The organism is Mesorhizobium sp. LNHC229A00 (assembly GCF_000502415.1).
In the GTDB taxonomy this organism is placed as follows: domain Bacteria; phylum Pseudomonadota; class Alphaproteobacteria; order Rhizobiales; family Rhizobiaceae; genus Mesorhizobium.
Genome location: NZ_AYWQ01000138.1, coordinates 1 through 689 on the forward strand (window position 1 = coordinate 1; position 689 = coordinate 689).

The window sequence follows — 689 nt, forward strand, 5'->3', positions numbered from 1 at the left end:
TCCTGTCCCAAGCCATTCGTTTCTCCTGCCCTCAAGCTGCCGCGCGGGTCGTGCGCTGTTCGATGCGTTTCTCATGCTCGCCCTGGATAAGGCGATGCACATAGATCCCCGGCAGGTGGATCTGATCGGGATCGAGGGTGCCGGCAGGTACGATCTCCTCGACCTCTGCCACACAAACTCTTCCGCAGGTTGCGGCCGGCGGGTTGAAGTTGCGTGCTGTTTTACGGAAAACGAGATTGCCTGATGGGTCCGCTTTCCAGGCTTTGACGATCGACAGGTCCGCGACAATGCCGGTTTCAAGCACATAGGTCTCGCCGTTGAAGCTCTTGTGCTCCTTGCCCTCCGCGACCAAGGTGCCCACGCCGGTCTTGGTATAGAAGCCGGCGATGCCGGCGCCGCCGGCGCGCATGCGCTCGGCGAGCGTCCCCTGCGGATTGAATTCGAGTTCCAGTTCACCGCTCAGGTACTGGCGCATGAACTCGGCGTTCTCGCCGACGTAAGAGGAAATCATCTTTTTGATCTGTTTCGACTTCAACAGCACACCGAGACCGAAATCGTCGACGCCGCAATTGTTCGAAGCAATCGTCAGGTCCTTGGTGCATGCCTCCCGGATCGCGGTGATCAAGAGTTCGGGTATGCCACAAAGCCCAAACCCGCCCGCGGCAACGAACATCCCGTCGAACAACAAA

General features: G+C 59.1%; 1 protein-coding gene. It reads right to left on the reverse strand.

Annotation, left to right across the window (positions count from 1 at the left end):
* Nucleotides 1-31 precede the first annotated feature (31 nt).
* Nucleotides 32-688, reverse strand: a complete 657-nt coding sequence (locus X742_RS140285) for a CoA transferase subunit A (protein WP_245275669.1) — start codon at nt 686-688, stop codon at nt 32-34.
* Between the last annotated feature and the right edge of the window lies 1 nt (nt 689).